Below are 25,797 nucleotides of genomic sequence, written 5' to 3'. Positions count from 1 at the left end.
GCTGTCCTATAGCCTAGCTCACAAATTGGTTTGTTGCGTGTTCGGGTGATTTACGTCAATTTTTAAGTTTTGCTGAATCCTTTCAGCTTTTATACTGAATCGGTTCAGCTTATAATTCAACTTATCGAAAGATCGTTGATGTATTAATATGATCGCGCGCACAGAATAAGGTTTAGAATATGACACTGGATGAAATAGCCAAATTAGCGGGTGTTTCTAAGACAACTGCAAGCTATGTGATTAACGGAAAAGCGCAGAAATACCGCATCAGCGAGAAGACTCAGAAAAAGGTGATGGCCGTTGTAGATGAGTACAATTATAAGCCAGATCATGCGGCGTCTTCCTTGCGGGCAGGTAATTCACGCTCATTTGGGCTTATCATCCCAGACTTAGAGAACACCAGTTATGCGCGTCTTGCAAAGCTGATAGAGCAGAACTCTCGGAAAGCGGGGTACCAAATTTTGATTGGCTGCTCTGATGATGATCCTGATACAGAGCAAAAGGTGGCGGAAGCATTAGTCAGTCGTCGCATTGATGCGTTGTTTGTGGCAAGTGGTATGCCCACTGCAAACGAGTATTACCTTAAGTTGCAAAATTCTGGTACGCCAGTTATCGCGCTAGACCGTCCAATGGATGATGAGCACTTTTGTTGTGTCATCAGCGAAGATTTTGATGCCGCACTTGAACTCACTCAGTCAGTACTGTCAGAGGATATTAAGTCCATTGGCTTAATCGGTGCATTGCAAGATCTTCAAGTCTCAAAAGAGCGTGAGCTCGGTTTTCTATCTGCTTCTCAACAAGGTGGTAAAACGGCAACAGTGGGTTATGGACAACACTTCTCCCGGGAAGAAGGCAAGAAAGTCTTAGAGAGATGGTTAACAGAGAACGCATTGCCAGATGCCATTGTTACAACGTCATACACACTGTTAGAAGGTGTGTTGGATGTAATGCTAGAAAAACCAGAACTGATGGGAAAGGTGCGTTTAGCGACATTTGGTGATAATCGACTGCTGGACTTTTTGCCTGTGAAAATCAACTCTTTGCCTCAACAGTTTGAGTTGATCGCGGACAGCGCAATGGAGTTAGCACTCAATGCTTCCGCTAAGCGTTACAAGCCTGGCGTAGAACTTATCCCGCGTAAAATTGTGAAACGTCACTAAGTAACTAAATAGGTTGCTCAAAGCTTTACTTCAGCCGTCAGCGCCACAAATGCGTGGTCGCTGGCGTTTTTATCTCTGTCATAAATCGGGTTGATCAGATGTTGGTTAGACACCTGATAGTCAACAACCTCGGCAACCGATATATCTGATAAGGTGTCAAACTCTTGTGAGAGCAAGATATAGTCGAGTACATTCCCAGTGGAAAAATGATAGTGCGTGGCTGGGCGTTCATCCTTCAGGGTGTCACTTTGCAATAACCAACCATCTTTGAGTTGTAATTCAGTGACGCTGTCACCAGTATTGGATACCAATGCGCTGTTAACGCTGATAGGAGTGATAGGTTGATTCATATCGCCCATTAACACTGTCGGCATTGGTTCTTTTCGATACCTCTTTTGCATCGCGTCTCTTAACATCGCTGCTTCCCAGCCTCTTTGCTGGGTGGATAACCAGCGCCCAATAATCGTGCTAGACGTTTCTGGTTGTTCTGAGTCGGCCGGGCGTTGAGATTTCAGGTGCGTTACGTAAACGGCGATATGACCAAGTACAGGATGTATTACTTGGGCATAGATAGGTTTGCGACTGAACTCTGGAGCAACACTTACTCCAAAAGGCTCAAGCGTTGCTAAGTCAAACTCTACCGCTTGTACTTTTTCTATTGGAAACCGAGAGGCGATTGCCACAACAGGGCTTGAGTAAATGTACTCATCCTCAACATGTGGGGTGTCAACGGTCGCAAAGTAGGGGTAGCCGATGGTTGAAAAAAATTCCTGGGTCTTCTCGATACTGAACACTTCTTGTAAGCCAATCACGTCGCCTTCCAGTTTTTCAACTTGACGTTGCGTCCACGAAAGTTTGTCTCGCCATTGCTCTAACGAGTATATGTTCTCGAAATCATAGTAGGCGTTAGGCGGTGCGACAAAATTAAACAAGTTCGCAGTGACAAAGGTAATTCTACTTGGTTGAGACAAAGTATTCGCTCTTTTCAACAATAACTTAGAGAGTATATACCTTCAGGTTGCGTAATTGCAGCTTCGTTTGAGCTACGCATCGGTATACAAGCTAACGAGCGACAAGTTAAATGGGTTAAGAGGTACTCAAATGCCAAGGCGAATCGGTGATTGAACATCGCCAGAGGTTTCTATTTTTAAGCATTGCGTTTAAACTTCAGGGCATCAAATAGTAAGAGTAAGTAACATGACCCAAGATTACGACCACGAAGAGTATTTAGAAGGCGAAGAGATTGAGATCGAAGCGATTGGCATCGATGTTGATGCGCATCCAATCGAACTGTACAAGCTTTTTAAGATCGCAAACTTGGTCAGCGGTGGCGGCGAAGCAAAACATATCATCGAGGAAGGCTACGTCGCGGTGAATGGTGAACTAGAAACACGTAAGCGCCGCAAGATGTATGATGGTGACTTTTTTGAGTTTAACCAGGAATATTATGTTGTGGTTTGCGATGCGCCAGTAACCGAACCTGAAACGGCAGAGCAAAAAGCAGAAAAGAAAGCGAAAAAAGAAGCGCAGTCTTCTCGTAAAGATAAGTCTCGTCAAAGTAAGTCACCTAAAGCTTCTGGGCCTAAATCAACAGGCCGTAAAGCGGCACATAAAGAGCGTAAAGCGCAGAAAGAAGCGTTGTCTCAGTATGCTAAGAAAGGCAAAAAAGAAGACAAACCGCAAGCGACTCGTGATCCGAAGAGCGGACGTAATTCTATTGATTTTTTCTAGGGAAATGAACGCTTAACTAAATAAGTGACATCTGAGTAAAACTAAAAAGCGCCGAGCATATTATATCGGCGCTTTTTTGGTTTCACTGTGCTGTAAGTGGGCAGTGTTAATGCACTGTCGTCTCGATGTTTAGGCTATCTGTCCAGTGATGAATGGCGCAAGGCTTTCCTAAGTAAAAGCCTTGGTAATAATCCAAATTAAGTTGATACATAGCTTGTAGCTGCCCGTCTTCTTCAACCCCTTCTATAATGACTTTTGCTCCCATATGATCCGCTAGATCAACGGCGCTATGTATGGAAAAGGTTTCTCCGGCGCAGTAGTCTAGCAAATAAGAACGATCGATTTTGATGATGTCAGGGCAGAGCTGCTGAACACGTGCGATGTCAGAATGTTGGGCGCCAAAATCATCGATAGCAAAGATAAAACCATTCGCTTTCATTAACTGTACGGCTTTGATTAATAAATCCGTATTTCCGCATGACTCTTCGACTACTTCAAAAACGACGTCTGATGGGCTCATACCAAGTTCGGAAAGGCGTTTGTAAAGCAGGCCGTTATCTTTAAAGCCCATGTCTTTGGTTAGTGTGAGTAGCGTTTGAGGCATGACGTTAAGAAACAGTTTGATCGGCGTCCCCGCGAAATAGCGTGCAAAATTTCGAATGTGCATTGCTCTGGATAAAAACTCTACACATAAGCGAAAGTAGGGATCAAGACCATTATTGGCCAGAAACACGTCAGGACGAATTAGGGAACCATCAATGCCACGAATACGCAGTAAGGCTTCCATACCAATAATACGTTGGCGTCTATCAAAAATTGGCTGATAAACACTGTGAAAAGTGAATTGATTGAGAACTACGTAATATTCACCAAGATTATCTTGTTTTATGTATCGCTCGTAGTCGGATTGATTCTTTAACTCCATGAAAAACGCCGAAAATTTAGCATCTTGCCAATGTAACAGGGTGCAATTCTGATTTGAAGAATCAAATGTGCCTAATTACATATGCGGTTGAGTTAATTTGAAATGGCTTCCGATTTTGCTTCAATATGGCGAAAAATAAGTGACAGACCAAAACAAATTAAGAAGTAAGCAAGGCCGACAATCAACCAAATTTCAAATATATACCCTGATGAATTTGCCATCTCTGTCCCAACAAACGTCATTTCTTGTATCGAAATCAGTGAAACAATAGAGGTGTCTTTCACCAAAGAGATGGTTTGACCGGCAAGTGCAGGTGTTATTGATTTAAGCACCTGTGGCGCGATAACAAATCGGTATTTCACCCATCGAGACAAGCCCAATGAGTCAGCCGCTTCCCACTGACCTTGGTCGATACTTTGTAAACCACCGCGCACAACTTCTGCAATGTAGGCAGAAGAGAGTATGCCGACGCATAACACGCCAGAGGCAAGGTTTTCCCAAAGGTTAGAAGGCCCAAACAGAAAGCGCTGTAGCGCATTTGGTTCGCCGTTGTAGTTTCGTAGAAGATCTTCCAAACCGAGCAACGGGATCAATTGGTTAGAAATGAAAAAGTAGAAAATAAAAACAAACACCAACGGAGGGATGTTTCTCACTAACTGGATAAACGCATTGGCAGGTGTGCGCAACCAAACGGAACGAGAGAAGCGTGCTAAGCCTAACAAAGTGCCAAACACTAATGCGAAGCTGATGCCCCAAATACTGAGCCTTAACGTCGAAATCAAACCTTGGAAGAAGTAGGGCAAACCACCATCTGCTCTAGGCGTGAAAAGTAATTCAAGCGCCTCTTTCCACTGCCACAAATAATGCACACCAACAGCGGACCGATGGTACAGCCAAACACCACCGATACCGCACATAACAAGTAGTACCCAGTCTAGTGTGTTTAATTGCGGTAAAAGGTAGCCTGTGCTGGATTTCGCGGGTGCTGTGCGAGTGGTAGTGTGTTCGCCCAAAAATTTGACTCCGATAAGTTATGGAAAAGTAAAATGGATGATTGGAGAGTATAGGCTCGCGGCGTCCACGAGCCATTTAGATTACTGGCCTTGCGCGACTTGATCTTGCCAATCTAATGTCGAGAACCAGTATTCATAACGTTGTTTTAACCATCCATCTTGGGTTCTTGCTTCAATCCATTTATTGAAAAAGGCCTTTTTATCTTCTTCCCCCAAGCGAACTGCAAAGGCTTCGTTACCTTGTGATAGTCGCTCAGAGAATGGAAGGAATAGTTTGTCGCTGTGTTTCACTGTCTCATGTTCTGGTTTTGGGCTAGAAGCAATGACCGCGTGGGCGTTACCATTCAGCACCTCTTGGAACGCTTGCGCGTCGTCATCAAATTGCAGGATCTTCGCTTTCGGGAAGGTTTCTCTGGCTACTTGAACGGTGAATGCGCCGCGACGAGCCGCAATTTTTACGCGTCGTGAGTCAAAATCCGAAAATTAGCTAAAACCAGAGGCGAGTTCTTTGTTTGCTGCTACTTGAACGCCTGAGTGCGAGTAGGGCGCAGTAAACAAGACGCTTTTGGAACGTTCAGGCGTAACAGACATGCCACCAATGATCACGTCGAACTTTTTCGCCAGTAGTGCGGGAATAATGCCATCCCACGCAGTCGGTACGAATTCCACTTTCAAACCTGAATCTTGTGCTAAGCGTTTGGCAACATCGATTTCAAAACCGATTAACTCACCTTGCTTGTTACGCATTGCCCAAGGTACAAATGTTGACATACCAACGCGCAAAGTTCCTCGTTCTTTGATTTGATCTACATTGGGTGTGGCGACATCTTCTTTCGCGATTGTAGGCATAGCTATGGCTAGCCCTAATAATGCAGTAATGGTCGCTTTGAATAACTTCATGTTATCTCCTTATAATCTGCGCCAACTGGCTCCGAGTTTGTGTTCTAGCCATGCAGACAAGCCAGAAAGTGACAGAGTGAGAGCAAGATAAATTGCTGCCACGGTAAACCAAATTTCGAACGGCATCGCCGTCTCTGAGACGATGTTGCGTGCCTGTGTTGTTAAATCAAAAATCGCCATCACGCTTACAATGGAAGAGTTTTTGATCAAAGAAACCACTTCATTGGTCAATGGCGGTAATGTGCGCTGTAAAACCTGGGGCAAAATTACGTCTTTGTAAGTGTAAAACGGTGATAACCCGAGTGTTTGTGCTGCTTCGAATTGCCCTTTAGGAATACTGTTTAAACCTGCGCGGAATATTTCTGCAGTGTAAGCACCTTGGAAAAGGGACAATGCCAAAACGGCGGTACTGAATCGGTCCAAACCAATCACGGGGCCAAACACGAAGTAGAGCAAATAGATTTGCACCAACAACGGCGTGTTGCGTATTACCTCGACATAAGTGGTGCCAATAACATTGCCGACTTTCGAATCGCTAAGCCTTAGTAACGCGGTGACCAACCCCAACACTAAGGTGAAGAATAGACTAATACCCGAGATGTTTAGCGTGACCAATAACCCATCGATAAGTTCTGCTGGCCACCATTCCCCATCTTCATAAAAAGCGATGTAATCAGGTACGCGTTCCCATTGCCATTGATAGCCCATAGCAGCGGCACCAGAGTCCAACACCCACACAATCGCGATGAAGAGGAGCATCATTTGCAGCAAAGCTTGAAGGACGGGTTTGATTACGCGAACTATCATCAGTAACTTAAAATTTGGTTCAAAAATGCTTGGGTTCGTGGATGCTGTGGTGTTTCAAATAAGGCGATCGGTGAGTTCATTTCCACGATTTGGCCTTCATCCATAAATACCACGCGGTTCGCTACTTTTTTGGCAAATCCCATTTCGTGCGTGACGCAAATCATCGTCATTCCACTTTGAGCCAGTTCAACCATGACATCCAACACTTCGTTGATCATTTCCGGGTCAAGCGCCGAAGTCGGTTCGTCAAAAAGGAGTAAGTCCGGTTCCATACATAAGGAACGGGCAATCGCGACGCGCTGCTGCTGACCGCCGGAAAGCTGGATGGGGTATTTGCTCGCTTGTTCTTCAATATTGACGCGCTTGAGGTAATGCCGTGCGCGTTTTTCAGCTTCTTGTTTTGACAATTTGAGTGTGCGAATCGGCGCTAAGGTAAGGTTTTCCAGTACAGTTAAATGAGGAAAAAGGTGGAAGTGCTGGAACACCATGCCGATTTTGCCGGGCTTAAGGGATTTTGCATGAGAAGGCTGGTCGAACACATGAAGTTGGCCTTCTTGAATCGATTCAAGATGGTTGATGCAACGAATGAGCGTTGACTTTCCTGAACCAGAAGGGCCACACACCACGACGATCTCGCCAGAATGCACGGAGAAGTTGATATCTTTTAGAGCGTGGTAATCGCCATACCACTTGTTTACGTCGCTAAACTCAACGACGGGAGTATTCTCTTTCAAAGGGGCACGCTATAACGGAAAAATATCCTTTTACAATAGCAAGTTGTGCGCATAATTTCATTAAGAATAAGCTAATGTTTAGGCGATGATTTTAAGACTCTATTCAGATCGATTACAAGATACATCCATGTTTCTTTAATGTTGGTGCAGTCTAGAGTATGACTAACTCAGTTCAACGAGATACGGATAACGAACAACAATCGCAACAACAGACATAACCATTAGTGTCTGTGCAGAATAGTAGGTCACCATGACAACTTGTCGTGAAAATATTGACCGTCCTCCAAAGCGTTCGAAAGCCAATACGATGCCAGAGATAATAAAGATAAAGCTTCCGAGCACTGCAAAAGAGGAGGATTGTGTTTTCCCACTCAAATAATACTCGATCGAAGCCCAGCACATAGTCATCAGTACCAATATATAACTAGCAACTGGCCGTTTTTCTTTACCGAGATCCGGTCGGAACAACCAGTAGACGCATATACCGAGTCCGAACAAGGCAATTGGGAGCCAAGGTGTAAAATGCCACGCTGACATGATGGCAAAACCATAACTATAGGAGAGATGGGCAGAGCAAAAGAGCACTAATCCTGTAATGAACTTGTCTCTAGGGAGCATTAATAACACGTCACCAAGCAACGAGAGCGATAAGCCAATCAAAATCCAATGCGCATATGGCATTGGGTAAGCCGGGGACTGAATTAAAATACCAAGCATACAGAGCACTGGTAATGGTTTAGAAACGTAAAAGAGCCATTTAGAGCCTTTACGGATACTGATGATATGTATGAATGCTAATACGACAACAACTAGCCACATAAAGTGTTTTCTCGAACAGACAAAATTATGTAGTACATCACTACAACAAATCAAAACTTAATTAACGAGTTAACTCGTTCTTTGATCTCAATTATTTTTATTTGTGTAAAGCTGGACAGTTGTCTCTTTACTAACCAACACGGCCGATTTTTTGTCTGGAGGGAATCGTTGTTTTTAGAAGCCTCCTCGTTTTGAACGTGATGTGGCTTACAAAATAGCATAAAAAAACGGTATTGTGACTGTTAAGTCACAATACCGTTAAACCCTAGGAAGGGCAGTGAAGAATTGTTGCAGTTATGAGACAGCTAACTCTAAGATTTCTCGGCTACGTTCAAGTGTGATCGCCTGGTTTTCACCTAAAACAGTCATGCCGTGTTTGTTTAGTTGATCAATGATGGCATCGATAGCTTGTTCACGGCTCTCACCATAGTTTTCGAGCTTAGTTGCGACATCAAGTTGATGATAAAACGCTTCGATAGATTCGATTGTGCGCTCTGCTAAATCCTCACCTGCTTCAAGACCAAATACGTTGCGACCCATTTGTTCTAACTTAGGGCGCTTAAACTGCATTTGGTTACGAAGTAACGACGGTTGGACAATTGCAAGAGAACGCGCATGATCAACGCCCCATAGAGCCGTTAATTCATGGCCGATCATATGTGTCGCCCAGTCTTGTGGAACGCCACTACCAATTAACCCATTCAATGCTTGGTTAGCAGACCACATTAAGTTTGCGCGCCACATATCGTCGTCTCGTTCCGCAAACTGTTCTCCGAGTGTTTTTAAAGTTTTCAGCAGTGTTTCTGCGTAACCATCTTGAACCATTGCACCGGTAGGAAGCGTCAAGTATTGCTCACATACGTGCACCCATGCGTCAACAATGCCGTTGATAAGCTGGCGTTCTGGCAGTGTTTTCATTACATCTGGGTCTAACACGGCAAATTTTGGCTGCACTGCTGGAGACATGAACGGAAGTTTGTCTTGAGTTTCTTTTTTAGTGATAACTGCGCCCATGTTTGACTCTGAGCCTGTTGCTGGCAATGTCAAAATTGCAGCTAGAGGCGTCGCTTCAGTGACTTGGTGCTTACCAATCATGATATCCCAACCATCACCATCATACTTTGATGCCGCTGCTACGTATTTGGAGCCATCGATGACTGAACCACCACCTACCGCTAAAATAAAGTCAACGCCATGCTCTTTTACCATTGCGACTGCTTTATCGAGTGTTTCTTTGGTTGGGTTTGGTTCAACACCTGAAAACTCTAGCCATTCATGTGCCTCAAGAGCTTCTGCTACTTGGTCGTACACGCCATTTTTTTTGATGGAGCCACCACCGTATACCACTAAAACTTTTTGGTCGGATGGGATAGCTTCTTTGATTGCAGCGATTTGTTTTTGACCAAAGAAAATCTTGGTTGGGTTTACATAAGAAAAGTTCATTATTAGCCCTCTTGCTTCCAGTGAAGGAGATTGAATACATGCATATTAGTCCTGATTAACGATCGTTAACAGGTCGATTTCTGCAAATAATTTGCCTATTTCTACAAAATTAATGCTCTTGAGCTAGAAAGTTAATGTCGAGAGGAAGTATAGTGCTCGAAACGATAATAGAGACCAAACTCGTTGGTCATTGATGGAGCGCTCTAATGCACACTCTCGCAGATATCATGCAGCAATATGTTGAAAAGCAGGGGCTGCATGACCTAGAAGGTATGAAGAAAACAGCGATAGATGGCGTATGGTTTTATCGCAGTAGCAAAGGGAATCATCGCCAGCCGTTTGTCTATCAGTCCGGCATCATCGTATTGGGTCAAGGGCATAAGAATATTCATATTGGTGATACACCAGTGCAATATGGGCCCGAAGATTACCTTGTTGTCGGGGTTCCCATGCCACTAGAGTGCGAAGCGTTTGCGACAAACAATGAGCCTTTACTTGGCATTTCGATAGATATTTCGCCAACGCTTCTTCATAAACTCGTTAAAAAATTAGAGGCTGAGAAATTCAGTAATAAGTGTCTGGATGCAACCCGTTGCGGCCTTAAGTCGGTACGTATGAATGAAGGTATGTTGGATGCGTGCAAGCGGTTAATGAAAGCAATGTGTAACGAGCTTGATGTCATCATGCTTGGCGAGCTGCTTCTTGAGGAAATTGTGTATCGTACTTTGGTGAGCAAAGAGGGGTATGTTTTATTTGACCTAGCACATCAAGAAGGTTCTTACGCGAGGGTCGCTAAAGCACTAAATCGTGTACATCAAGCGTATCATGAACAGTTGAACGTACAAGCATTGGCTGAAGAAGCCAACATGAGTGTGTCTGCTTTCCATCAAGCATTTCGCAATGTCACGCTTGAATCTCCGCTGCAATATATTAAGAAAGTTCGACTTAACAAAGCGCGCGAATTGATCCAGTTAGAGGGGCGACGTGTTAATGATGCAGCGAGAATGGTCGGGTACACGAGCCCATCACAGTTTAGTCGCGAGTACAAGCGGCATTTTAATGAAACGCCAAGGTCAACAAAGGCTTAGTGATCTTTATTTCAAAATGGCGACTTTTTTTACCTTTTTTATTAATTTGCGAGTGACATATTTATTTGAGTTATAAAATTAGTTACTGGTGCCAAATAATAGGTACGTTGTTGCAATCATTTAGTGGATTGTTGCGAGGCGGTGTGGAAAACTCGTAAATAGATAGTGTGAAATCACCAACTTGTACTTAAGTTATTTTACGTCGAAATAAAAGTATAGATGCGCTTCGTTTAGCGCATTTAGTATTGTTTTAACAATAACTTAAGGAAGAGCGATTATGCACCTTAAAAACGGCAACGCAGTGAAAAACGTGTTCACACTAAGCACACTCACCGCTTCTTGTCTTATGGCCTTCAATAGCTACGCAGCAGTTGACTGTGCCCCTCTAGAAACTTGGCAATCATCAAAAGTTTATAACGGTGGCGACCAAGTTCAGCATGAAGGTAATGCTTATAAAGCGCGTTACTGGACGCAAAACAACAATCCAGCGCAATCTGGTGAGTGGGGCGAGTGGGAAACACTTGGCGCTTGTGATGGCGCTGGACCGGTTGATCCACCTCAGAATGAAGTCCCGACGGTTACTCTGACATCGCCTTCTGCGTCGGCTTCTGTGACTGCGGGTGATGTTGTTAACCTAGCTGCAGATGCGGCAGATACTGATGGGACTGTTAGCAAAGTAGAGTTCTTTGTTGATGGTATATTAGTTGGTCAGGCAACGTCTGCGCCGTATGCTGCATCGTGGACAGCAACTGAAGGACAGCACGAGTTCTCTACCAAGGCCTATGACGATGCAGGTGCCGTTAGTACGGCAAGTGTTGTGACGTTAACTGTGGCATCAGCGCAACCTGGTAACGAAGCGCCGACAGTGGATGTCGCGCTTTCTGCGACCTCTATTGACCTGGGTGGTTCCGTCACACTGACTGCAAATGCTACGGATGCGGATGGTACCGTTTCTAAAGTTGATTTTTATGTTGCAGGTGTACTTGCTGGCACTGCTACAGCAGCGCCATACACGCTGGATGTAACCCCTTCACAAGCTGGCTCATTAAGTGTTTATGCGAGAGCTACCGATGATGCTGGAGCAACAGCAGATTCTGCACTTGCGACGTTAACGGTAAACGGCGGCGCAGTGACATCTAATTGTCGTCCTGATGGTCTTTATCAAACAACGGGTGTAGATGTTCCTTACTGTTCTATTTATGACGAAGAAGGCCGTGAGAAAATGGGGGCTGATCACCCACGTCGTGTAATCGGCTACTTCACCAGTTGGCGAGCAGGTGACGACCCACAATCGACTTACCTTGTTAAAGACATTCCTTGGGAACAACTTACTCACATTAACTACGCGTTTGTGAGCATTGGTTCTGACGGCAAAGTAAACGTTGGCGACGTTAATGATCCTAACAACCCTGCTACAGGTAAAACTTGGCCAGGCGTTGAGGTAGATCCTGCTCTTGGTTTTAAAGGTCATTTTGGTGCACTAGCAACTTACAAGCAAAAACATGATGTTAAAACGCTAATCTCGATTGGTGGTTGGGCTGAAACGGGCGGTCACTTCGATACGAACGGCGATCGTGTAGCTGATGGTGGCTTCTACACCATGACGACGAATGCGGACGGTTCTATTAATCATGCTGGTATTGAGAAGTTCGCAACTTCTGCCGTTGAAATGATGCGTCAGTACAAGTTCGATGGCCTGGATATCGACTATGAATACCCGACGTCAATGGCTGGTGCTGGTAACCCTTACGACAAAGACTTCATGGAACCACGTCGTCAGTATTTATGGGCGTCTTACCAAGAGCTGATGAAAGTATTGCGTGAGAAACTTGATGCGGCATCCGCACAAGATGGTATTCATTATATGCTGACTATCGCAGCACCATCTTCAGGTTACTTGCTACGTGGGATGGAAACCTTCGATGTAACTAAGTACCTAGACTACGTAAACATCATGTCTTACGACTTGCATGGGGCTTGGAATGATCACGTTGGTCATAACGCGGCTTTATTCGATACAGGTAAAGACTCGGAGCTAGCGCAGTGGAACGTATACGGTACTGCTGCATACGGTGGTATCGGTTACTTGAACACAGACTGGGCTTACCATTACTTCCGTGGTTCTATGCCAGCAGGTCGTATCAACATTGGTGTTCCTTACTACACCCGTGGTTGGCAAGGTGTTACTGGTGGCGAAAATGGCCTTTGGGGCCGAGCGGCACTACCAAACCAAGCAGAGTGCCAACCGGGCACAGGTGAAGGTGAGAAGAACAACTGTGGTCACGGCGCTATTGGTATCGACAACATGTGGCATGATACCGACCCTAAAGGAAACGAAATGGGCGCTGGTTCTAACCCAATGTGGCATGCTAAGAACCTAGAAAACGGTATTTGGGGCTCTTACGCAGCTGCTTACGGTCTCGACCCAGTCAACGATCCTTCAGATAAGTTTGTTGGTACTTATACTCGTCATTACGATAGCGTTGCTGTGGCACCTTGGTTGTGGAACGCAGAGAAGAGCGTATTCCTATCTACGGAAGATAAAGCTTCTATCGAGGTGAAAGCCGATTACGTTATCGATAAAGAGATCGGCGGTATCATGTTCTGGGAACTAGCAGGTGACTACAACTGTTACGTACTGGATGCAAATGGTAATCGTACGGCAGTAGATGCAACTGAACAAGCTTGTGCGGCGGGTAATGGTGAATACCACATGGGTAACACTATGACCAAAGCTATCTACGACAAGTTTAAGTCTGCGACGCCTTACGGTAACAAAGTAGCGACTGGTCCAACACCAACTGAAGCAGTAGACATTACTGTTAGTGTTGGCGGCTTCAAAGTTGGCGACCAAAACTACCCAATTAACCCGAAAATCACGTTTACGAACAACACTGGTCAAGCGATCCCTGGCGGTACTGAATTCCAATTCGATATCCCAGTATCTGCGCCGGACAACGCGAAAGACCAATCAGGTGGTGGTTTGAAAGTGATTGCTTCTGGACATACTCGAGCAAACAACATTGGTGGCTTAGATGGCGTAATGCACCGTGTGTCGTTCTCTCTACCAGCATGGAAAGACTTGCCAGCGGGCGGCACTTACGAGCTTGATATGGTTTACTACCTACCAATCTCTGGTCCGGCTAACTACTCAGTGATTTCTGGTGGTAAAGAGTTTGCGTTTAAGTTTGAACAGCCAGCTCTACCAATTGGTGATCTCAATGCGGGCACGGGTGGTGGTAGCACTGAACCAGGTACGTGTGATACGACAGGTTTAGTGACATACCCAGCTCTGCCACAAACGGATTGGGCAGGTAATCCAAGCCACGCTAACCAAGGTGATAAGATCATCCACAACGGTGTGGTTTACCAAGCGAACTGGTGGACAGCGGCTGAACCGGGTACAGATGGTAGCTGGTCAACGGTATGTAACATCTAATTATTATGGATTATTTGTTATAGCCTAATGTTTACAGGCACTTAAACAAAAGCGTACGATGATTATCGTGCGCTTTTTTGTTGTGATAGTTTGTCGTTTAATCGAATTGGTAACTTTCGGGTATGACGACAATACCTTTGTCTGAGATTTTAAATCGCTTCGCATCTTCAAGTTTGTTGATGCCAATTTGAGTATGTGGCGGAATACGAACATGTTTATCAACTATGCAGTTTACCAACTGACTTCCTTCACCAACTTCTACGTCATCAAAAATGATGGAATCGACTACCGTTGCACTATCTTGAATGCGTACGTTAGAGGAGATTATGGAGTGCTGTACTGAGCCTCCGGAATTGATGACACCGGTAGCAATGATGGAGTTAATAAAAATACCTTCATTACCCGTAGCCGACGATACAGTACGAGCTGGTGGAAACTGCGGCTCGTAAGTACGAATCGTCCAATTGGACTGATAAAGATTCATTGGCGGCACAGGTTCTAGTAGATCCATATTCGCTTCATAGAAGGAATCAATGGTACCTACGTCGCGCCAATAGCAATCTTTATCGACGCGCCCTTTACTACCACAGAATTGATAAGCGTAAACGGATTCCGTATCAATCAGCTTAGGTATGATGTCTTTTCCGAAGTCATGGCTTGATGAATCGAGTTTTGAGTCTTCTTCAAGCACTTCTTTCAAAACATCCATATCAAAGATATATATTCCCATAGAAACAAGGCTTCTGGTCGCGCTTCCAGGAAGGGTAGGTGGGGTTTCAGGTTTCTCTATAAACGAAGTAACGAGCCCGCTTTCTGTGGTGCCCATTACACCGAATGCTGAAGCATCCTCTACGGGAACATCCATACAGGCAACGGTGAGCTTAGCACCTTTCTCTTTATGCTCTTCAAGCATTGCGGCGTAGTCCATTCGATAGATATGATCGCCGGATAACACAACCACATGCTTTGCATCATTTCGCGATAGCAACCACATGTTGTGATAAATCGCATCGGCGGTTCCTTCATACCATGCACCACCTTTGCGCATTTGTGGTGGAACAGCAGTAATGTACTCACCTAGCTCTGGATTGAATATCGACCAGCCGTCTCGTAAGTGTTTTTGAAGTGAATGAGATTTATATTGGGTTAAAACAAGGATCTTGCGTAAACCCGAATGTAAACAATTGGTTAGTGTGAAATCTATAATTCTATATTTTCCGCCAAAAGGTACGGCTGGCTTGGTTCTGTCATCGGTGAGTGGGCTGAGTCTAGACCCCATCCCTCCTGCTAAAATTACGGCGAGTGCGTCTTCCATAGTATTCCCTTTCCCTTTTCTGACATGCATCAAAACGGTGCTAACCTGAAGGAGGTGGTATGCAACGCAGAGGTTTTGAAAAGCATGTGCTAATGTGCTTATTAGTGAAAAGTCTACTACAAGAATCGAGCCATAGAATATCTCCTTAAAAATCAAGGAGGTTAAAATTTCACTGTAAGACAACTGCACCATATTAGTGAAGCGCTAAATAGCCCGTGCATCAAATTGGCGCAAAATTGTAGAAAGGAGAAGTCAACAAGTATGGATTTACAATGTAAAGTGGCGACAAAACAAGAAGATAAATAGGGTTTTCTAGCTTAATAACTATGGCTAAACAAGGCTTAGGGTTAGCGTCTTAACTCTAAAGGTCTAAAACAGGCGCGTTGATGTAAGGCAAGAGAGCTTTGTATCAACAATTCAAGAGTAGAAGGCCTGAGACAACTCTTTTCACAGTTGTTGAGAGTGAGTGGATAGGTAAGTAGACCACTCACTCAATGAATATGTTCACTATCACTGATAGCGATACGTTATCACTGCACTAAGAGAGACCGACGATATTTCCTTCATCATCAAGATCTAAGTTCATAAATGCGGGTTTATCAGGTAAGCCTGGCATCGTCATCACGGTACCAGATAATGCATAAACGAATCCTGCGCCCGCACACAAGCGCAGCTCACGGATTGGGACGGTAAAACCAGTTGGTGCGCCTTTGACTGCGGAGTCTGTGGTTATAGATAGTGGTGTCTTCGCGATGCAAACCGCTAAGTTGTTAAAGCCTAATTGCTCAAAATGTTTGAGCTGTTCAGTCGCGATAGGAGTCATTTCTATATTGGTTGCTCCATAGCCCGCTTCACATACTGCCATGAGCTTTTCGAGTAATGATTGCTCTTTGTTGTATAACGGACAAAACTCTATAGGCGTGGTACACGCATCAATAACATGTTGAGCTAGTTCCGTTGTGCCTTGTCCGCCTTGCGAGAAAGCGGTGCTGATGGCTACTTTAACTTCGGGATTAAATTGGTGAATCAGCTCTTCAAGAGCTTTAAGCTCTTTCACACAATCTTGTGGAAACTGGTTAATGGCAACGACAGCAGGTAAACCGTATTTATGAACGTTATTTATGTGCCATTTTAAATTTTCAAACCCAGCCTCCAATGCTGCTTGGCCCGGATTAAAAATGGAATCTGGAATAGCCATACCTGGCCGTAAATCGTAGTGTCCAGAATTCGCTTTGAGGCCACGTAATGTTGCTACGATCACTACACAGTCAGGAGCTTTGTTGGCGGCAGCAGCTTTAATGTTACACGCTTTCTCAAATCCCATATCCGAACCAAAACCGGCTTCAGTTACCGTGTAACCTGACAGTTTTAGCGAAATATCGTCCGCGATAATGGATGAATTTCCATGGGCGATGTTTGCAAATGGACCTGCATGGATCAACGTAGGAACACCTTCTAGAGTTTGCATCAGTGTTGGTGCAATCGCCTCTTTTAGTGTTACTGCCATTGCTCCTGCAACTTGTAGATCTTCCGTGGTGACCGGGTTTCCGTTCAAATCGTACGCTACGACAATTTTCCCGATACGTTGGCGTAAATCTTTTAAATCTTTGGCTAGTGCAATGATAGCCATTAACTCGGAAGCGGCTGAAATATCGAACCCTTCGTCACGCTCGAAACCATTGATGGTTTTTCCTGCATCATTGAGGCCAATTTTGACTTTACGTAGTGCACGATCATTATGGTCCATCACTCGTTTCCAAGTAATACTTGCCGTGTCGATTTTAAGTGCTCTTAACCCGGTGCGTGATTCAAAGGCATCATAACCCTCGCGTTGCTCATGGAACAAGCGAGCGTCAAGAGCGGCTGAAGCAAGGTTGTGCGCCGCTGTCACTGCGTGAATGTCACCAGTAAGGTGTAAGTTTAACTCTTCCATTGGAGCTACTTGAGAATAACCACCGCCCGCTGCGCCACCTTTAATACCGAAGACGGGTCCCATCGAAGGTTGCCTTATACATGCAGTAACAGATTGATTAAGCTTTGCTAAACCTTGCGCCAATCCTATCGTCGTAACGGTTTTTCCTTCGCCAAGAGGAGTCGGCGTGATCGCAGTGACGAGTACAAGTTTACCGTCATCATTTGCTTTGAGTCGTTCCAAACATTTTGGGTGGACTTTGGCTTTGTGCTTCCCGTGAGTGTCATACTCTTCGGGCAATAGTCCTACTTTTTCCGCGATAACATCAATAGAAAAAAGTGGTGTGTTTCGGCAAATTTCGATATCTGACTGCATGGAGAATCCCCAAAGTGGCACACGGGTAGCGTTGAAAAACTACCTGAGTTATAACGAGTATTATTGTGAGGCAAAGGTCTGCTTGGTGATGGTACTGTTTCGGTTAGGCTTGTAAAGAGTTTACTGCTTCGTATTGTGCGACATACTAACGAAATCTACTCGTTATAGTGCTAGATAAAAACAAAAAGGCCACCAAATGGTGACCTTGATATATTTTTAGCTTTAAAGCTGTCGTTTTAACGATCCCAATAAGTCTCTTCTAAGCTATCTTCTCGTTCAGGAAGCGCTCGCGATAGGCGAGGAGAGTGCTGCGTCAACACTTCATAGCTTACTCGGTTTGCGTATTTACAGATCTGAGAAAGCGAGGAGTAGGTTAAGCATCGTACTTCGTGCTTTTCTGAGTTAGGCACTTCTTTTTGGTGGAAAGAGTTTGCTGCCATGTCATGCAGTAAGGCTGAAAGGGCTGCATCACCTGCACCATTAGTGTTCTTAATCTCTAATGGTCCACCAAGGTAAGGGCCGATGTGAGAGTAGACCTTCATTGGGTTTTGACAGTCTTCTTTACGCATCGCACGACTAAACTCGTACTGGTTAAAGGCTTCGAGGGAGCTTTCAAGGATGTCGTGTGTGGTTTCTCGTTTTACTTTCTCGTCGGTGTAACCAGCCATGTACAGACCATTTGGTCCTGCCGTACACAGTACGAGATCAACCCATTCAAGTGCTTTATCAGCAGCAGCTAGCGGCTCTGTTTCACCTGTTAGCGCCGCACCTTCTTCTTCATTCATAGCGACAACAGAAATGTTTTCGCGAATGTATTCTTGCCACCACTGTGCGTTACCTTCGATAACGTACTTTGTCCCTAACGTAAGTACAACAGGGACATCGTGCTTCTTAGCAAAGTCGATCGCTCTTTGTACCGCTTTAGGCATTGGATCTTCTTCTTTACCACGCATTAGGTAAGAAGAAACAACCAGGGCTGATGCTTTCTCAAAGATCTCTTCAGGAATGCTTTCCGGAAGTAGTTGATTCATATGACCTTCGTTGATAGCAAATGTACGCTCACCGTCTTGAGAAATTAGGGTGTAGCAGCGACCAATAGGGCCATCTACCGTTTGTAAATGGTTAAGGTTCATGCGTGAAGACGTACGGCAAAGGTAGCGGTAAGCAAAAGAACCGACTTGAATGTTCTTAGACATCACACCGAGCAAAACGGATTTGCTATCGGCTAAAACTGAGTAGTTGTGAAGAGTATTGCCAATCGTGTCACCTGGGTATTGGTGTGTGATCAGGCCTTGCTCAACCAGTTCTTCGTAAAGTGCATCTGCTTTGCTTTCTTCAAGAACGAGCGAATGTCCTTTACTCAGGTTGTATTTCTCTAAAAACGCGTCATCTACACGTGCTTCGATATCTACAATGGTTTGACCGACACCAACAATAGTTGGGCGATATAGCTTAGGTGCCTGTCGGATTTGGTTTACTAATGGATCTCGAGCGTGAGTTGGGAAGTAGTGTTTAGATTTACGCTGACCAGGAAACTTCATGCTTGTTCTTGAGTGAGAAAAAAAAGAGGCGGGATTGTATCACAAAAAAATGAAAATCGTGGCGATTTATTACAAAGAAGTCTGCTCGCTGAAAAAATCAGCGAGCTGAGTAAATAGCAACCAAAGCAGCTGCAATTTATGACGCTTGTCGTATTGCAATGGGTTGTTTTTTAAACTTGTTGCTCAGCAGCGCCCGGAAAGAGCCTGCTCCGCGCTAACTAAATTTACCCGCGTTACTTTTTCACTTCAGTTGGCTCAACGTAAGCCTTGGTACCCCAAAGTGGGACTGTCGAAAGGCTATGCTTAAAACTACCATCGGTCTCTTTTGTTGTATAAGACAAGTAGAGTAAGGTTTGGTTATCGGCATCATAAATACGGCGAACCTTCATTGTTTTGAAGAAAATGCTTTTTGACTTCTTAAATACAATTTCACCGGACTTACTCTTATCTATTTTTGCAATCATTTCCGGTGTGATTTCGCCAGTCTGACGACATGATATTGAGCTATCACTTGGATCTGCTAAGCTGAAATCCGCTTCGATAGAGGCGATGTGACATGTGACACCTGTTACCACCTCGTCTTTCAACTCACCGACTTTGATGTCTTTCAAAGTAAACCAACCGAGCCCCACGTCAGCAACATCGTTATCTGAACAACCAACTAGAGTAGTAGCAAGCAATGCACTTAACAGCATCTTTTTCATTATTTTTGTCCTTAACTAGGAAAGATATTGATGAAATCTATCAGAGGTTTGCACCTAAAACAAAATTTAGCCACGGAAAGGTCTATGTGCGCTAGGTTTGTTGCGGGCTTCATGCTAATGTACTGCTCTAAACGAAGGTATCAAGATGAATGAACAACAGTTAGCCAGTATCGAGCGTAAAAATACATGGCTGTATGATCTGGTCGAAGTTGAATTTCCGACACCAGAGAGTTTGAAAGGGCGCGATGTCTATTTCAAAACGCTAGAAAAAGCAACGTATCAAGTAGTCGACAAAGACACACTACTGGAAAGTGACTCTGAATTTAACCCCGACGATATTTTTCTGGTCGATTTTCATCGACTGACCATTATGTTCTCTATCTTGCAATCTCAGCGCTGGAAACAGCAGTATGATAAAGATATGATCATTGAATATCTGACACAGATTATCCTCACGCCAGATTTTGAATTATATGTTGGTTTTAAATCTGGAGTCCCAATTGGTGCTGCTATTGTTAGCCATCTCGAAGGAAATACACTCATCTCTGATGTTGCTGTTTCTGAATCAAAATACAAAAGCTCGTTTGTGGCTGATCTGGCTAAAAGACTAAGCACCGAGCAAAAACTGTTAGACTCAGTGGTTATCGAAAACTAACTTACACATCAATGTGCATAAAAAGTAAAGCAAGATGACGTTGGGTGATCTTGCTTAGAAAAACTGTAATTGCTCCCTTCTATTTCCATGAAATGCCAAGCTCGTCGTTTCAACAATCCCAAACTCAAATAAGATTAATCCAAACATTCTTAAAATCAGCTTGGGCTTGAGCCTTTAAGACGTCTGGAGATGGCTATGGCAATTACCAATATTAAGTGCGTGATATTTGACTGTGATGGTACGTTGGTCGACAGCGAAAGACTGTGTTGCCAAGCGCTCGTCAATGTATTTAACCAGCATGGGGCTGAGTTAACGATGGAAGAGTGCGTTTCTCACTTTAAAGGAGGAAAGCTCGCAGACATCCTTTTAGATACTAAAGAATTGAAAGATATCAAAGTCCCAATTGATGTTTTAGAGCCGCAATACCGAGAAGAAGTCCAGTCTCTTTTTGTGCGTCACTTACAGCCGATGGATGGCGCAAAACGATTAATTCAGTTTTTGGATTCGCATAATATCGAATATTGTGTGGCGTCTAATGGACCTAAAGATAAAATTGAATACGCTTTGGAGTTAACCGGTTTACTCGATGCTTTCCGAGGGAAAGTGTTCTCGGCATTCGATGCGAATAGTTGGAAGCCTGAGCCCGATTTAATCATGTACAGTGCTATGAGCATGGGCTTTTTACCAAGTGACTGTCTTTATATTGATGACACTCCTAAAGGAGTTGAGGCGGGACTAAACGCCGGTATCAAAACGGTGCAGTTATTTAATGGTGAAGCTATCAATCGTGTTGATGACGAGCGTGTAATTCGCATCCATCATTTAGATGAATTAAAAGAGCAGCTGTGTGGCTGCTCTGTTTGACCTATTAATGGCAAACCGGACTTAAGCTGTGGATGTGCTTAAGTTTAGACTGTAGGTAAGGCGTTTGATGTAGACATTGGATAGATGAGAAGTTTTTTGTATGAAATCCGCAAGCAGCGCATGTGAATTTCTCGCCATCCGATGAAATGAGATATTCATCTCCTTGGCAGAGTGGGCAATTCAGGTTCTCTATGTCTTTTGTGTCTTTGTAATTATTCATATTGTTTTCCAGCAGCAAATTGGAATTGGCAAGATCAAGCATAGCGGAACGCTTTGTTTAAGAACATTATTTCATCCGGTACAGCGAGAACTTGAGATTCACTTCAAATATCCACTTGGATGTCGTAGAAAATATCGAAGGTAATAGTTGAACACGGCTTAATGAAAAGGGCTCCTTAAGGAGCCCTTGTTGATCATAAGTTCCACAACGTTATGCGGTGCGGTAGCGTTGTAATATCTCACCAAGAGAAACGGAGGCTTGCGTGAGATTAGCGACGCCAGCGGTAGATTGCTCCGCCACTTCTCTGATTGTGCTTGATTGACTACGAATTTCTGAAAGTTCCGATGCAATATCGTTAGCAACTGCGCTTTGTTCTTCAGCAGATGTGGAAATCTGAATGCTCATGTCCATTAATGAGCGTGCTGACTCGGCAATAGAGGTAACATCATGGCCGATTTCATCAATAAGCTGGCTGCTGGTTTGAGCTTGCTGAACGGTTCGGTTGGTGATTGAAGCAATGTTCTGGCTCTCAATTTGAAGCTTCTCAATCATGGCTTGGATCTCTACTGTTGCCTGTTGAGTTCTGCTTGCTAATGTACGTACTTCATCGGCAACCACTGCAAATCCACGACCTTGTTCACCAGCACGGGCTGCTTCGATTGCTGCGTTTAGCGCCAACAGATTAGTTTGTTCTGAAATGGCGTTAATCGTTGTGATCACGTCATTAATCTGCGTCGTATTCTCGTTTAAATTGGTTACTGACGTAGAGGCTTGTTCAATATAGCTAGATAACGTCTCTATCTCGCCAATCACGTTTTGTACACGGCTTCTGCTTAGTTCGATCTTCTGGGCATCTTGGTCTGACTGCGTCGTTGCTTGTTGAGAAATACTTGATACCTCCTTTGCAGAGGCTGTCATTTCTTCCATTGCCGTCGCGACTGAATCAAGCGTTTGATATTGATGAGATATCTGGGTTTCACTCAACTGCATATCTTTTTCGAATGCAGAAGATGTCTCGCTCAACATCGTTGCATTATTTTTAACACTATTAACCAGTTCACTTAAGGTATCCATAGACTTGTCTAGCGCACAGCCGATGGTACCGAATTCATCTCGACCTGGATGGAAACCAAGACGAGAGGTTAAGTCACCGTCACCAATTTTTTCGGTTGTTGTATATAAAACCCACAGAGCTCCTCCGATAAACGTTGCCACCCAGTAAGAGAATAGGGCAAAAGGAATAACCCATAAGAAGCTGAGTAATAGTGACGATAGAGCTGATGATTTTACCGATTCGTATTGTGTGGACACATTTTGAGTCAGCTTAATCACTTCTCCAGAATGCAACTTGGCATAAGCGGTCACAGACCCATCGACAAAAGAACTCTCGCTTACGCGGTTCGATTTCGATACGCCGTCAATTTCTGTAGCGCGGTTTGATTGAGCATCAACGATACCAGAAAGCTTCGCTTCGCTCGCCGAGATGGCTTGCTGCTCAAATTGTTGTATTTCATTGAAGTAGCGGCTTCCAGCCACTGAAGTGAGGGCTACTAAAAATAGTAGGAATATAACCCACATTTTGTCGTTGATAGACATCTTGATAAACAGCCTGTCTATCGTTCTAAACTCAACTTCTCTCATTTAAAGCTCCATTAGAGATAAAAGATATTGACCAAATCTATTGCTATATCGAAACAAAATATGCGAAGTTAATCAGCAAAATATGTAACGAATACTAAATTTAGTTTAAGAAATGAGATCTAAGGACGCCTATAACAGTATGTTATATCTTTAAATTGACATGAATGTTGATAAAAGAGTCATTTCTCTAAAGTGTTAAGCGGATATGAAACCTAATTGCAATCGTTTACTTTTGATTATGCTCATAGGTTTTTAAATCTTTACTTCTCGCTGTCATGAATGTGTCATATAAAGACTATAAAAAGGAGTTGCTGATGTGGATATGGCAAGAGTCAGGCCGTCAGCAAGTAAAAGCAAGAGAGCTTAAAATAAAGGAGGTCACAATGAGCGACCAATACCAAAACGATGAGAGCCTAGAGCTGCTAGATGCGCTTGAAATTGGCATTATCTTGTCGGAATACGTTGGCTCAGACAACGAAGCCGAATAGCGGAACACTCTCATCTCGTCGTAATTGACGTTATACTAGGTTCATGTCACACCAAGCCCTAGAGGCCAAAACTGGCGTCGAATGAACTTTCTAGCCCACCTGCATATCGCAGAACACAGTAACAGCCATTTATTGGGAAACTTGCTTGGAGACTTCGTAAAAGGAGATCCAAGCAAGCTGTATGATCGCGATATCTCAAATGGCATCAGATTACATAGATTTGTTGACCGTATTACTGACCATCATCCAATCGTCAACGAATGTAAGCCTCATTTCACTGGTGTTGCGAGACGTTTTGCACCTATCGCTTTGGATATGTTTTGGGATCATTGCCTCGCAAAACACTGGAACGACTTTCATTCCGTGCCTCTCGAACACTTTGTACAAACGGCATACGAGAGAGTAAACCGAGAGGTTCATGAACATTTGCCGCCACGTTTTTTGGTGCTCCACAGCAGAATGTGGCATGGCCGATGGCTTCAATCCTATCAAGATCTAGACAATATAGAATTTGCACTACATCGGATGTCGCAAAGAAGTCCTAGGATGGCAGACTTAACCACAACATTTAAAGTGATTGAAAGTGATTACACCGAATTAGAAGAGAAGTTCTCGTCACTTTATCGAGATGTTTTGCGCCAGTCGTATGATTTTCAGCAACAGCTTAATGACTCAACTCAATGAGATAGAAAAGTAGTATGGCTTTAGGGGCTCTGGTAAACTCTGCGCTCCAAAAATAATGAGGTTACACATGTCTGTTAATTTTGCTGATTTAGGCATCGAACAAAAGCTAATCGAGACGCTAGGCAATCTAAATATCGTGACGCCAACACCAGTGCAAGAAAAGTCAATTCCACACGTCCTTGCAGGAAAAAACTTACTTGCTGCTGCACAAACTGGTACGGGAAAAACGGCTGCGTTTGGTTTACCTATCATACAAACCGTTCAGCAAAAGAAACTTAACGGCACACCTCAAGCATTGATTTTGGTTCCAACACGCGAGCTTGCACAGCAGGTATTTGATAATTTGAATCAGTACTCGGCAGAAACAGAACTTCGCATTGTGTGTGTTTATGGTGGTACAAGCATTGGCGTACAAAAGAGAAAGTTAGAAGAGGGCGCTGATATTTTGATTGCCACGCCAGGCCGCCTTTTGGATCACCTGTTTAATGGTAACGTAAACATCTCTAAAACCGGTATGCTCGTGTTAGACGAAGCCGACCGTATGTTAGATATGGGATTTTGGCCTGACTTGCAGCGCATCTTCCGACGTTTGCCTGCTGAGAAACAGATCCTATTGTTCTCTGCGACATTTGAGAAGCGAATCAAAACTATAGCGTATAAACTCATGGAATCGCCAGTTGAAGTCGAAGTTTCACCAGCAAATACGACTGCTGAAACGGTAACACAAATGGTTTATCCAGTGGATAAAAAACGGAAACGTGAATTGCTAGCGTACTTAATTGGCTCGCGGAATTGGCAGCAAGTGCTTGTATTTACAAAAACGAAGCAAGGCAGTGATGAGTTAGCGAAAGAGCTCAAGTTAGATGGCATCAAAGCGGTTTCTATCAACGGCGATAAATCACAAGGTGCCCGCCAAAGAGCTTTGGATGAATTTAAACAAGGTAAGGTACGTGCTTTGATTGCAACCGATGTGGCAGCACGAGGGTTAGACATTCAAGAGCTAGAACAAGTCGTGAACTTTGATATGCCATTCAAAGCAGAAGATTATGTCCATCGAATTGGCCGCACTGGAAGAGCAGGAAAGTCAGGTTTGGCGGTTTCTTTGATGAGTAGAGATGAGGAGTACTTGTTGCAAGCTATCGAGAATCTGCTTGATCAACGCTTACCCCAAGAATGGCTGGCAGGTTTCGAACCAAGTCTTGTAGAAGAAGTTGAGCCTGAACAAAATGGGGGTGGGCGTCGTCGTAGTCGTTCATCTGAGAAGCGTAAGCTAAAAGCAAAATTGGCGATTCATAAGAATCGTGGTAAATCACGTAGCTCTCGCTAAACCGCGCAAACT

21 protein-coding genes and 1 pseudogene are annotated in these 25,797 nt (G+C 44.0%); 9 read left to right on the top strand and 13 right to left on the bottom strand.

Going from position 1 to position 25,797, the window contains the following annotated elements; all coding sequences use genetic code 11:
• Positions 1 to 179 precede the first annotated feature (179 nt).
• Positions 180 to 1,160 (top strand): catabolite repressor/activator, encoded by a 981-nt coding sequence (gene cra, locus R7P67_RS04790; protein ID WP_005386066.1) that lies wholly within the window; start codon positions 180 to 182, stop codon positions 1,158 to 1,160.
• A gap of 17 nt (positions 1,161 to 1,177) precedes the next feature.
• On the opposite strand, the gene R7P67_RS04785 is transcribed toward cra, so the two are convergent.
• The gene (locus tag R7P67_RS04785) at positions 1,178 to 2,131 is read right to left on the bottom strand and encodes an endonuclease/exonuclease/phosphatase family protein (protein WP_170890110.1); all 954 of its coding nucleotides are present in this window, start codon (positions 2,129 to 2,131) and stop codon (positions 1,178 to 1,180) included.
• A 226-nt stretch (positions 2,132 to 2,357) separates the two neighbouring features.
• On the opposite strand from R7P67_RS04785, the gene R7P67_RS04780 reads away from it, so the two are divergent.
• Positions 2,358 to 2,891: an RNA-binding S4 domain-containing protein gene (locus R7P67_RS04780; protein ID WP_213960950.1), complete on the top strand. Its 534-nt coding sequence runs from the start codon at positions 2,358 to 2,360 to the stop codon at positions 2,889 to 2,891.
• A 106-nt stretch (positions 2,892 to 2,997) separates the two neighbouring features.
• On the opposite strand, the gene R7P67_RS04775 is transcribed toward R7P67_RS04780, so the two are convergent.
• From R7P67_RS04775 to R7P67_RS04745, 7 genes and pseudogenes are all read right to left on the bottom strand, one after another.
• Entirely contained in the window at positions 2,998 to 3,816 is an 819-nt protein-coding gene (locus R7P67_RS04775; RefSeq protein ID WP_213960951.1) for an EAL domain-containing protein, read from the bottom strand.
• Between the two features lie 92 nt (positions 3,817 to 3,908).
• Positions 3,909 to 4,829 carry an amino acid ABC transporter permease gene (locus R7P67_RS04770; protein WP_262653609.1) on the bottom strand — a complete coding sequence of 307 codons (921 nt, stop codon included), beginning with the start codon at positions 4,827 to 4,829 and terminating at the stop codon, positions 3,909 to 3,911.
• A gap of 81 nt (positions 4,830 to 4,910) precedes the next feature.
• Positions 4,911 to 5,729 (bottom strand): annotated as a pseudogene (locus R7P67_RS04765) (transporter substrate-binding domain-containing protein).
• 9 nt (positions 5,730 to 5,738) lie between these two features.
• Positions 5,739 to 6,536, bottom strand: a complete 798-nt coding sequence (locus R7P67_RS04760) for an amino acid ABC transporter permease (RefSeq protein WP_239945299.1) — start codon at positions 6,534 to 6,536, stop codon at positions 5,739 to 5,741.
• Positions 6,536 to 7,270, bottom strand: a complete 735-nt coding sequence (locus tag R7P67_RS04755; protein WP_151515608.1) for an amino acid ABC transporter ATP-binding protein — start codon at positions 7,268 to 7,270, stop codon at positions 6,536 to 6,538. Before R7P67_RS04755 ends, R7P67_RS04760 begins: the two co-directional genes overlap by 1 nt.
• A gap of 162 nt (positions 7,271 to 7,432) precedes the next feature.
• Positions 7,433 to 8,089, bottom strand: a complete 657-nt coding sequence (locus tag R7P67_RS04750; RefSeq protein ID WP_005376394.1) for a lysoplasmalogenase — start codon at positions 8,087 to 8,089, stop codon at positions 7,433 to 7,435.
• A 294-nt stretch (positions 8,090 to 8,383) separates the two neighbouring features.
• The gene (locus R7P67_RS04745) at positions 8,384 to 9,532 is read right to left on the bottom strand and encodes an iron-containing alcohol dehydrogenase (RefSeq protein ID WP_047103556.1); all 1,149 of its coding nucleotides are present in this window, start codon (positions 9,530 to 9,532) and stop codon (positions 8,384 to 8,386) included.
• Positions 9,533 to 9,738: 206 nt separating this feature from the next.
• Between R7P67_RS04745 and R7P67_RS04740 the strand changes: the two genes are divergently transcribed.
• Together R7P67_RS04740 and R7P67_RS04735 are read left to right on the top strand one after the other, a co-directional pair.
• Positions 9,739 to 10,620, top strand: a complete 882-nt coding sequence (locus R7P67_RS04740) for an AraC family transcriptional regulator (protein ID WP_005386077.1) — start codon at positions 9,739 to 9,741, stop codon at positions 10,618 to 10,620.
• A 277-nt stretch (positions 10,621 to 10,897) separates the two neighbouring features.
• Positions 10,898 to 14,059 (top strand): chitinase C-terminal domain-containing protein, encoded by a 3,162-nt coding sequence (locus tag R7P67_RS04735; RefSeq protein ID WP_213877314.1) that lies wholly within the window; start codon positions 10,898 to 10,900, stop codon positions 14,057 to 14,059.
• Between the two features lie 97 nt (positions 14,060 to 14,156).
• On the opposite strand, the gene glgC is transcribed toward R7P67_RS04735, so the two are convergent.
• The 4 genes from glgC to R7P67_RS04715 form a co-directional block, all read right to left on the bottom strand.
• Positions 14,157 to 15,374, bottom strand: coding sequence for a glucose-1-phosphate adenylyltransferase (gene glgC, locus R7P67_RS04730; protein ID WP_262653611.1), 1,218 nt, complete (start codon positions 15,372 to 15,374; stop codon positions 14,157 to 14,159).
• Positions 15,375 to 15,912: 538 nt separating this feature from the next.
• Positions 15,913 to 17,661: a formate--tetrahydrofolate ligase gene (locus tag R7P67_RS04725; protein ID WP_262653613.1), complete on the bottom strand. Its 1,749-nt coding sequence runs from the start codon at positions 17,659 to 17,661 to the stop codon at positions 15,913 to 15,915.
• A 236-nt stretch (positions 17,662 to 17,897) separates the two neighbouring features.
• Positions 17,898 to 19,202: an inosine/guanosine kinase gene (locus R7P67_RS04720; RefSeq protein ID WP_005376376.1), complete on the bottom strand. Its 1,305-nt coding sequence runs from the start codon at positions 19,200 to 19,202 to the stop codon at positions 17,898 to 17,900.
• 233 nt (positions 19,203 to 19,435) lie between these two features.
• On the bottom strand, positions 19,436 to 19,906 hold the full coding sequence (locus R7P67_RS04715; protein ID WP_005397614.1) for a CreA family protein: 471 nt from the start codon (positions 19,904 to 19,906) through the stop codon (positions 19,436 to 19,438).
• Between the two features lie 145 nt (positions 19,907 to 20,051).
• Between R7P67_RS04715 and R7P67_RS04710 the strand changes: the two genes are divergently transcribed.
• Both R7P67_RS04710 and R7P67_RS04705 read left to right on the top strand, forming a co-directional pair.
• The gene (locus tag R7P67_RS04710; protein WP_169628835.1) at positions 20,052 to 20,561 is read left to right on the top strand and encodes a flavodoxin; all 510 of its coding nucleotides are present in this window, start codon (positions 20,052 to 20,054) and stop codon (positions 20,559 to 20,561) included.
• A gap of 195 nt (positions 20,562 to 20,756) precedes the next feature.
• On the top strand, positions 20,757 to 21,425 hold the full coding sequence (locus tag R7P67_RS04705) for an HAD-IA family hydrolase (protein WP_047103569.1): 669 nt from the start codon (positions 20,757 to 20,759) through the stop codon (positions 21,423 to 21,425).
• 430 nt (positions 21,426 to 21,855) lie between these two features.
• On the opposite strand, the gene R7P67_RS04700 is transcribed toward R7P67_RS04705, so the two are convergent.
• Positions 21,856 to 23,286 carry a methyl-accepting chemotaxis protein gene (locus R7P67_RS04700; RefSeq protein ID WP_025767793.1) on the bottom strand — a complete coding sequence of 477 codons (1,431 nt, stop codon included), beginning with the start codon at positions 23,284 to 23,286 and terminating at the stop codon, positions 21,856 to 21,858.
• Between the two features lie 314 nt (positions 23,287 to 23,600).
• Between R7P67_RS04700 and R7P67_RS04695 the strand changes: the two genes are divergently transcribed.
• The 3 genes from R7P67_RS04695 to R7P67_RS04685 all read left to right on the top strand — a co-directional run bounded on the left by R7P67_RS04695 (position 23,601) and on the right by R7P67_RS04685 (position 25,785).
• On the top strand, positions 23,601 to 23,774 hold the full coding sequence (locus R7P67_RS04695) for a hypothetical protein (protein ID WP_005376381.1): 174 nt from the start codon (positions 23,601 to 23,603) through the stop codon (positions 23,772 to 23,774).
• 81 nt (positions 23,775 to 23,855) lie between these two features.
• The gene (locus tag R7P67_RS04690) at positions 23,856 to 24,458 is read left to right on the top strand and encodes an ACP phosphodiesterase (RefSeq protein ID WP_262581971.1); all 603 of its coding nucleotides are present in this window, start codon (positions 23,856 to 23,858) and stop codon (positions 24,456 to 24,458) included.
• Between the two features lie 67 nt (positions 24,459 to 24,525).
• Positions 24,526 to 25,785 carry a DEAD/DEAH box helicase gene (locus R7P67_RS04685; RefSeq protein ID WP_005376383.1) on the top strand — a complete coding sequence of 420 codons (1,260 nt, stop codon included), beginning with the start codon at positions 24,526 to 24,528 and terminating at the stop codon, positions 25,783 to 25,785.
• Positions 25,786 to 25,797 lie beyond the last annotated feature (12 nt).

The sequence above is a fragment of the Vibrio sp. Vb0937 genome, from assembly GCF_033338855.1.
Note: the sequence above shows the minus strand (reverse complement) of the source record. Positions and strands in the feature narration are given on the sequence as shown.

Excerpts from the sequence above, each read along its gene's own strand:
- R7P67_RS04780 (WP_213960950.1), top strand. The coding sequence starts at position 2,358 with ATGACCCAAGATTACGACCACGAAGAGTATTTAGAAGGCGAAGAGATT.
- R7P67_RS04750 (WP_005376394.1), bottom strand. The coding sequence starts at position 8,089 with ATGTGGCTAGTTGTTGTCGTATTAGCATTCATACATATCATCAGTATC.
- R7P67_RS04775 (WP_213960951.1), bottom strand. The coding sequence starts at position 3,816 with ATGGAGTTAAAGAATCAATCCGACTACGAGCGATACATAAAACAAGAT.
- R7P67_RS04745 (WP_047103556.1), bottom strand. The coding sequence starts at position 9,532 with ATGAACTTTTCTTATGTAAACCCAACCAAGATTTTCTTTGGTCAAAAA.
- R7P67_RS04720 (WP_005376376.1), bottom strand. The coding sequence starts at position 19,202 with ATGAAGTTTCCTGGTCAGCGTAAATCTAAACACTACTTCCCAACTCAC.
- R7P67_RS04735 (WP_213877314.1), top strand. The coding sequence starts at position 10,898 with ATGCACCTTAAAAACGGCAACGCAGTGAAAAACGTGTTCACACTAAGC.
- cra (WP_005386066.1), top strand. The coding sequence starts at position 180 with ATGACACTGGATGAAATAGCCAAATTAGCGGGTGTTTCTAAGACAACT.
- R7P67_RS04705 (WP_047103569.1), top strand. The coding sequence starts at position 20,757 with ATGGCAATTACCAATATTAAGTGCGTGATATTTGACTGTGATGGTACG.
- R7P67_RS04690 (WP_262581971.1), top strand. The coding sequence starts at position 23,856 with ATGAACTTTCTAGCCCACCTGCATATCGCAGAACACAGTAACAGCCAT.
- R7P67_RS04740 (WP_005386077.1), top strand. The coding sequence starts at position 9,739 with ATGCACACTCTCGCAGATATCATGCAGCAATATGTTGAAAAGCAGGGG.
- R7P67_RS04715 (WP_005397614.1), bottom strand. The coding sequence starts at position 19,906 with ATGAAAAAGATGCTGTTAAGTGCATTGCTTGCTACTACTCTAGTTGGT.
- R7P67_RS04760 (WP_239945299.1), bottom strand. The coding sequence starts at position 6,536 with ATGATAGTTCGCGTAATCAAACCCGTCCTTCAAGCTTTGCTGCAAATG.
- R7P67_RS04685 (WP_005376383.1), top strand. The coding sequence starts at position 24,526 with ATGTCTGTTAATTTTGCTGATTTAGGCATCGAACAAAAGCTAATCGAG.
- R7P67_RS04700 (WP_025767793.1), bottom strand. The coding sequence starts at position 23,286 with ATGAGAGAAGTTGAGTTTAGAACGATAGACAGGCTGTTTATCAAGATG.
- R7P67_RS04725 (WP_262653613.1), bottom strand. The coding sequence starts at position 17,661 with ATGCAGTCAGATATCGAAATTTGCCGAAACACACCACTTTTTTCTATT.
- R7P67_RS04710 (WP_169628835.1), top strand. The coding sequence starts at position 20,052 with ATGAATGAACAACAGTTAGCCAGTATCGAGCGTAAAAATACATGGCTG.
- R7P67_RS04695 (WP_005376381.1), top strand. The coding sequence starts at position 23,601 with ATGTGGATATGGCAAGAGTCAGGCCGTCAGCAAGTAAAAGCAAGAGAG.
- glgC (WP_262653611.1), bottom strand. The coding sequence starts at position 15,374 with ATGGAAGACGCACTCGCCGTAATTTTAGCAGGAGGGATGGGGTCTAGA.